The sequence below is a fragment of the Arthrobacter sp. P1_B4 genome (assembly GCF_056406555.1).
The window spans coordinates 1-5,954 of sequence record NZ_JBFTZW010000131.1; the positions used below are offsets into that span (position 1 = coordinate 1).

General features: G+C 64.5%; 7 protein-coding genes and 1 pseudogene. 2 read left to right on the forward strand and 6 right to left on the reverse strand.

The annotated features are described in order from the left end of the window. From AC1D1W_RS19440 to ctaE, 4 genes and pseudogenes are all read right to left on the reverse strand, one after another. Nucleotides 1-362 (reverse strand): annotated as a pseudogene (locus AC1D1W_RS19440) (cytochrome bc1 complex cytochrome b subunit); the annotation flags it as partial. After that, entirely contained in the window at nucleotides 340-1,413 is a 1,074-nt protein-coding gene (gene qcrA, locus AC1D1W_RS19445) for a cytochrome bc1 complex Rieske iron-sulfur subunit (protein WP_028276730.1), read from the reverse strand. The pseudogene AC1D1W_RS19440 and the gene qcrA, both read right to left, overlap by 23 nt. Before the next feature lie 100 nt (nucleotides 1,414-1,513). Beyond that, a complete protein-coding gene (qcrC, locus tag AC1D1W_RS19450; protein ID WP_028276731.1) occupies nucleotides 1,514-2,302 on the reverse strand; it encodes a cytochrome bc1 complex diheme cytochrome c subunit in 789 nt (262 codons plus the stop codon). An 86-nt stretch (nucleotides 2,303-2,388) separates the two neighbouring features. Further along, on the reverse strand, nucleotides 2,389-3,063 hold the full coding sequence (gene ctaE, locus AC1D1W_RS19455; protein ID WP_279293852.1) for an aa3-type cytochrome oxidase subunit III: 675 nt from the start codon (nucleotides 3,061-3,063) through the stop codon (nucleotides 2,389-2,391). A 112-nt stretch (nucleotides 3,064-3,175) separates the two neighbouring features. On the opposite strand from ctaE, the gene trpD reads away from it, so the two are divergent. Beyond that, entirely contained in the window at nucleotides 3,176-4,237 is a 1,062-nt protein-coding gene (gene trpD, locus AC1D1W_RS19460) for an anthranilate phosphoribosyltransferase (RefSeq protein ID WP_243177417.1), read from the forward strand. A 74-nt stretch (nucleotides 4,238-4,311) separates the two neighbouring features. Here the strand turns inward: trpD and AC1D1W_RS19465 are convergent, their stop codons facing one another. Both AC1D1W_RS19465 and AC1D1W_RS19470 read right to left on the reverse strand, forming a co-directional pair. Further along, the gene (locus AC1D1W_RS19465; RefSeq protein WP_028276733.1) at nucleotides 4,312-4,593 is read right to left on the reverse strand and encodes an Lrp/AsnC family transcriptional regulator; all 282 of its coding nucleotides are present in this window, start codon (nucleotides 4,591-4,593) and stop codon (nucleotides 4,312-4,314) included. An 88-nt stretch (nucleotides 4,594-4,681) separates the two neighbouring features. After that, nucleotides 4,682-5,125, reverse strand: a complete 444-nt coding sequence (locus AC1D1W_RS19470) for a DUF3054 domain-containing protein (protein WP_243177418.1) — start codon at nucleotides 5,123-5,125, stop codon at nucleotides 4,682-4,684. A gap of 82 nt (nucleotides 5,126-5,207) precedes the next feature. Between AC1D1W_RS19470 and AC1D1W_RS19475 the strand changes: the two genes are divergently transcribed. Further along, the gene (locus AC1D1W_RS19475; protein ID WP_279293854.1) at nucleotides 5,208-5,741 is read left to right on the forward strand and encodes a VOC family protein; all 534 of its coding nucleotides are present in this window, start codon (nucleotides 5,208-5,210) and stop codon (nucleotides 5,739-5,741) included. Nucleotides 5,742-5,954 lie beyond the last annotated feature (213 nt).

Genomic DNA, 5,954 nt, shown 5'->3' on the forward strand with positions numbered 1-5,954 from the left:
GCCCAGTGGTGTACCTGGCGCATGAACAAGCCGCCGCGGACATCGAAGGAGATGTTCAGGGAGGAGCTGTAGGCCACCGACATTTCAACGTTCTTCAGCGGCGTGTACGAGCCCGCATAATGCGTCTCCGCCATGGACGGATCGAAGAAGAACGTCAGGAACGTGCCCGAGAGCAGCAGGATGACGAAGGAGTACAGCGCCACTTCGCCGAACATGAACGACCAGTGGTCCGGGAAGACCTTCCGGCCGAATTCACGGAGGATTCCGGAGCCGCCAACACGCTGGTCGACGAAATCGGTGATGCGGCCGCCTGTAGTTTTGGCGACGAAGACAGGGGCATCAGGCGTTGTTGTTGAGGACATGCTGCTCACGCTCCCAGTAGGTCGGTCCAACGGGTTCATGGAAGTCGCTCGTGGCGACGAGGTAGCCCTCAGCGTCGACTGCGATAGGCAGCTGGGGGAGAGGGCGGCTGGCCGGGCCGAAGATAACCTTGCACTGCTGGGTCAGGTCGAAGGTTGACTGGTGGCACGGGCACAGCAGGTGGTGGGTCTGCTGTTCGTACAGGGCAACAGGGCAGCCAACGTGGGTGCAGATCTTGGAGTATGCAACGATTCCGTTGTAGGCCCAATCAGCGCGCTCGGGGGAGGGGTTGAGCAGTGCGGGGTCCAGGCGCATGAGCAGAACGACCGATTTGGCCTTCTCGTTCAGCTTTCCTTCGCTCAGCTCGTTCAGCCCTTCGGGGATGACGTGGAACGCGGAGCCCATGGTGACATCCGCGGCCTTGATGGGGGTGCCATCCGGGTCGCGGGCCAGCCGCTTGAGCCTGCCGTCCGGGGCCGGGGCCCACAGAGTGTGGGCCAGCTTGTCGTCCGGCCGGGGGCCGAGGTCACCGAAGATGGCCAGGGCCGGCAGGGGGGCGAGGGCGACGGCGCCGAGCAGGGTGTTGCGGATCAGTGGCCGGCGCTTGATGCCGGTTTCCTCGACGATGTCATCGACGATGCGCACGGCAGCCTGGCGGTCTTCCTCAGTGCGGATCGCGTGGCGCTCTTCCGAGACCTCGTGGTCCGGCATAAGGGCCTTGGCCCAGTGGACGATACCGGTGCCGATGCCCAGCATCGCGAAAGCGGTGCCGATGCCCAGCAGGGCATTCTGGAGGCGGATCGTAGCGATCGCCGAGTCTTGCCCCAGATCGATCGCGAAATACGCCACCAGGAATATCAAGGTGCCAACGACCGAGATGCCGAACAGAAGGGCTACCTGCCGTTCTGCCTTTTTTGCGGCCTTCGGGTCCGTGTCAGCCAGGCGCAAACGGTGCGGGGGAATTCCAGGATCCTGGAACTTCTCCACCTCATTCTGACCAGCCGTAGCTACGGTGCCCGAGTCGTTCGGACCGCCGTCACTATGGTTGCCCATAATTCGCCTCATCCTTCTCTCGTCTCGGCGAGTGCCGAGTTAGGTTTCAATTCAAACTGCTGACGGGTCAGCAGAAAATTCTTACAGGTGCAAGGTCCGCTTATGAAGTGCGGGAAGTCAGCCAAATGGTGAACGCGATGATGACGCCCAGCCCGGCGATCCAGACAAAGAGACCTTCGGAGACCGGTCCCAAAGCACCAAGATCGGCGCCGCCGGGTGAACCGTTGGCCTCAATCTGCTTCAGGTAGGTGATGATGTCGCGCTTTCCCTCGGGGGAGATGTTCGCGTCACTGAAAACCGGCATGTTCTGGGGGCCGGTGACCATTGCTTCGTAGATGTGCTGCCCGGAGACACCCGCGAGGGCAGGGGCAAACTTGCCCCGGGTCAGTGCGCCGCCTGCAGCGGCGGCGTTGTGGCACATGGCGCAGTTGGTGCGGAACAGCTCTCCACCGTTGGCGGCGTCGCCCTTCTCATCGAGCACGCCTGCCTCGGGGATGGCCGGGCCGGGGCCGAGGGAGGCAACATAAGCAGCCAGCTGCTTGGTCTGTTCCTCGTTGAACTGGGCGGGCTTCTTGTAGGCCTGCGGGCCGTTCATCTGCATGGGCATGCGGCCGGTGCCGACCTGGAAGTCAACAGCGGCGGCGCCGACGCCCACAAGGGACGGCCCGGCCTGCGAACCGCTGGCACCCATGCCGTGGCAGGTGGCGCAGTTGGCGGCAAAGAGCTTGCCGCCTTCCTCTACGTCGCTTGCGCTATAGGTGGTGGTGTCGGCCTTGGCCTGGTTGACGGTGGTGGCAACGGCGTACAGCCCACCCGTGACCAAGAGGCCCATCAGCAGCAGTGCAATTGCTGCCAGTGGGTGACGTCGCTTCTGCGAGAGTGCCTTCACGTGGTGGTTCCTTTATTCGATCCTGCGGTGGCTCCGGGAGCCGCTTCTTGAAATTCTGCCTCTTGTAGAAAAAGAGTCAAGTCTGACTACTTGAGGACGTAGATGACCAGGAAGAGGCCAATCCAGACGACGTCCACGAAGTGCCAGTAGTACGAGGTGACGATCGCTGAAGTTGCCTCAAAGTGTCCGAACTTCTTCGCGGCGAAGGAGCGGCCCATGATGAGCAGGAAGGCAATCAGACCGCCGATGACGTGCAGGCCGTGGAAGCCCGTCGTTATGTAGAAGGCCGAACCGTAGGCGTTGGAAGACAGCGAGACATGCTCGGAAACAAGCATGGCGTACTCGGTCGCCTGGCCGGCGACGAAGAAGGAACCCATGAGGAACGTCAGGATGAACCATCCGTTCATCCCCCACTGGGTGAAGCTGAAGCGTCCGCCGGTTCGGCGCGGCTGGAGCCGCTCGGCAGCGAAGACGCCCATCTGGCAAGTAAAGGAACTTGCCACAAGGACGATCGTGTTAACGAGCGCAAACGGGAAGTTGAGCTTGGCTGTCTCTTCGGCCCACATCAGTCCGGAAGTCGAACGGAGTGTGAAGTACATGGCGAAGAGACCGGCGAAGAACATCAACTCACTGGACAGCCACACAACGGTTCCAACAGAAACCATGTTCGGGCGGTTCAGCGTCGGGTGCGCCGGGGTACTGGGGGCATGGGTCGCAGATGTCACATAGACATTATGTCTATAAAAGTCCGTCCTGCCCAACGCAAACCGCGTTTTCGGAGGACTTTTTCTACAAAGACGCGAATTCGCGCGGAAAAGTTCCCGGCGGGGTTCACATTGGTCTTTGCGGGGCCGACCTCGATAGCATCGGGAGGTGACTTCACAGGCATCTGCACAGGCGGCAGGCAACACCTGGCCGCGGCTCATCAACGCACTCATCAGCGGTGCCGACCTCACTGCCGGGAGCACTGAGTGGGCCATGAATTCCATCATGTCCGGTGAGGCGACGCCGGCCCAGGTGGCGGGTTTCCTGGTGGCGCTGCGTGCCAAGGGCGAGACCGTGGATGAGCTGGCCGGCCTGGTGGAGGCAATGATCGCCAACGCCAACCCCATTGACATTGCCGGTGAGAAGCTGGACATCGTGGGCACGGGCGGCGACCAGCAGAACACGGTCAACATCTCCACGATGGCCGCCCTCATCGCCGCGGGAGCGGGGGCCAGGGTGGTCAAGCACGGCAACCGGGCATCGTCGTCCTCGTCGGGATCCGCCGATGTCCTGGAGGCCCTCGGCGTCCGGCTGGATCTCCCCATTCCCCGCGTGGCACTCAACGCCGAAGAGGCGGGAATCACGTTTTGCTTCGCCCAGGTGTTCCACCCCTCCATGCGGCATGCCGCCGTCGCCCGCCGCGAACTCGGCGTGCCGACGGCGTTCAACTTCCTGGGCCCCATGATCAACCCGGCACATGTCCAGGCGTCGGCGGTGGGCGTCGCCAATGAGCAAATGGCCCCGCTGGTGGCCGGAGTGCTGGCCAAGCGAGGCAGCCGCGGCCTGGTTTTCCGCGGCAATGACGGCCTGGATGAGCTCACCACCACCGGCCCGTCGCGGGTGTGGGAGATCCGCAACGGTGAGGTAACTGAAGAGATGTTTGATCCACGCGATCTGGGCATCCGGACGGCCACGCTGGAGGAGCTGCGCGGCGGGGACGCGGTGGCCAATGCCGCCGTCGTCCGGGCTGTCCTCGGCGGTGCGCCGGGGCCGGCCCGCGATGCGGCGCTGCTCAACGCCGCGGCCGGGCTGGTGGCGTTCGACCTCGACGCCGTGGGTCCGCTGGCGGAGCGCATGGCCGCCGCGTTCAACCGCGCCGAGCAGTCCATTGAATCCGGCGCCGCGGCCGCGGTGCTGGACAGGTGGGTCGCCCTGTCGCAGACCGCCTAAAGAACACATGAGACGGGCCCGGCAGATTTCTGCCGGGCCCGTCTCATGTGAGCTGGTCGCAGTTCGGTTGTTCGCTACTGCTCGAATCCGAGGGCAAACGCCGCATCGAGGTCGTGCTGGGAGTAAGCGCGGAACGCGATCTGCGTAGTGGTGTGCGCGACGCCGGGAACCTTCGAGAGCTTGTCCGCGATGACGTCCGCCAGGTCCTCGTGCTTGGCGACCCGGGCGATGGCGATCAGGTCCCACTCGCCCGTTACGGAATAGACCTCGCTGATGCCGGCGATGGCGGAGATTTCCTCGGCGGTCTCCGGGATGCGTGAAGCGTTTGTCTTGATCAGGACGAATGCGGTGACCACGTGTGAACCTTTCCGGATCGGTTGCGCCGTTTGCGGGCCTGTCGGCGGCCCTTGCACGGGCGCTGCCATCTTCTGCAAGCCTAGTGCATTAGGCCTGGCGGCGGCGTGAACGCAACCGCCGAACGCCCGCGGCCACAAGGCGGTAACCCAGGAGGAAAACGGCCAGGCTCAGCAGGGCCACGATGATGAAGGGCAGCACCACCGTCTGCCCGGTGAGGGCCCGCAGGATCATCCCGACGCCGACGGTTCCCAGCCAGACAGCGACGCCGGCGGGCCACACCCGCAGGGGGTCATGCCACAGCCGCAGGACCAGCCATGCCAGTGCCGCGCCTGCCAGGAACGGCCACGCCGTCGCAAAGACGCCGGTGACAATTTCCCCGCGTTGGTGCGCGTCGCGCCCGATCGCCGCGAAGAGCAGAATCAGGAGTGCATCCGCGCATGCGGCCAGGGCTGCTGTCTGCGCGGGCCGGAGGCCGGAATGGGGAACGTCCGGGGCGGACGGGCGGGGGCGTCTGGGGGTTGGAGAAGGCATACATCCAAGCCTAGTCCCGTCAGGATGGGCTCCGGGCGGGCACCGTTGTGTGTGAAGTCACCTCCGGGCTAGGCTCGGCCCCATGCCGCTGATCGCCGCCGGAGTCTGCCGGCGGCACGGCAAACGCAAGGGGAGCGCTGTGAGCGAAAAGATCACCACCTGCCTGTGGTTCGACAGTCAGGCCGAGGAAGCCGCCGAGTACTACGTCTCCATCTTCGACGGCGGCAAAATCCTCGATGTCTCGCGGTATGGCGACGGCGGTCCCGGGCCCGCCGGCCAGGCCATCACCGTTCAGTTCCTGCTTGACGGGCGCACCTTCACGGCATTGAACGGGGGTCCGGCCTTTACTTTCAATGAGGCAGTGTCTTTTGTGATCGACTGCGCGTCGCAGGAGGAAGTGGACCGCTACTGGTCGGCCCTGACCGACGGCGGCCAGGAAAGCCAGTGCGGCTGGCTCAAGGACCGGTACGGGGTCTCGTGGCAGGTGGTTCCGGCCGTGCTGGGACAACTGCTCGCCGGCCCCGACCCCGACGGCGCCCAGCGTGCCATGCAGGCAATGCTCGCCATGCGCAAGCTGGACATCGCCGCCCTGCAGGAGGCCTACGACGGCGCATGACGCCCCTGGTCCGCGTGGCCCCGGGGGGACCCCCGTCCGTGATCCCGGTCGGCGTGGCCCCCCGACCCAGGGGCTGTCCGCACATATGATCGTGGCATGAGTAGCGACGCCGTTCCGGAGGCTGGTGTTCCGGTGCAGCTGGATCCTCAGTTGGACGGCCAGCTGAGTATTAACGACATCCTGCTCGAACTTGGCCAGGCTCCCGTGGTGCAC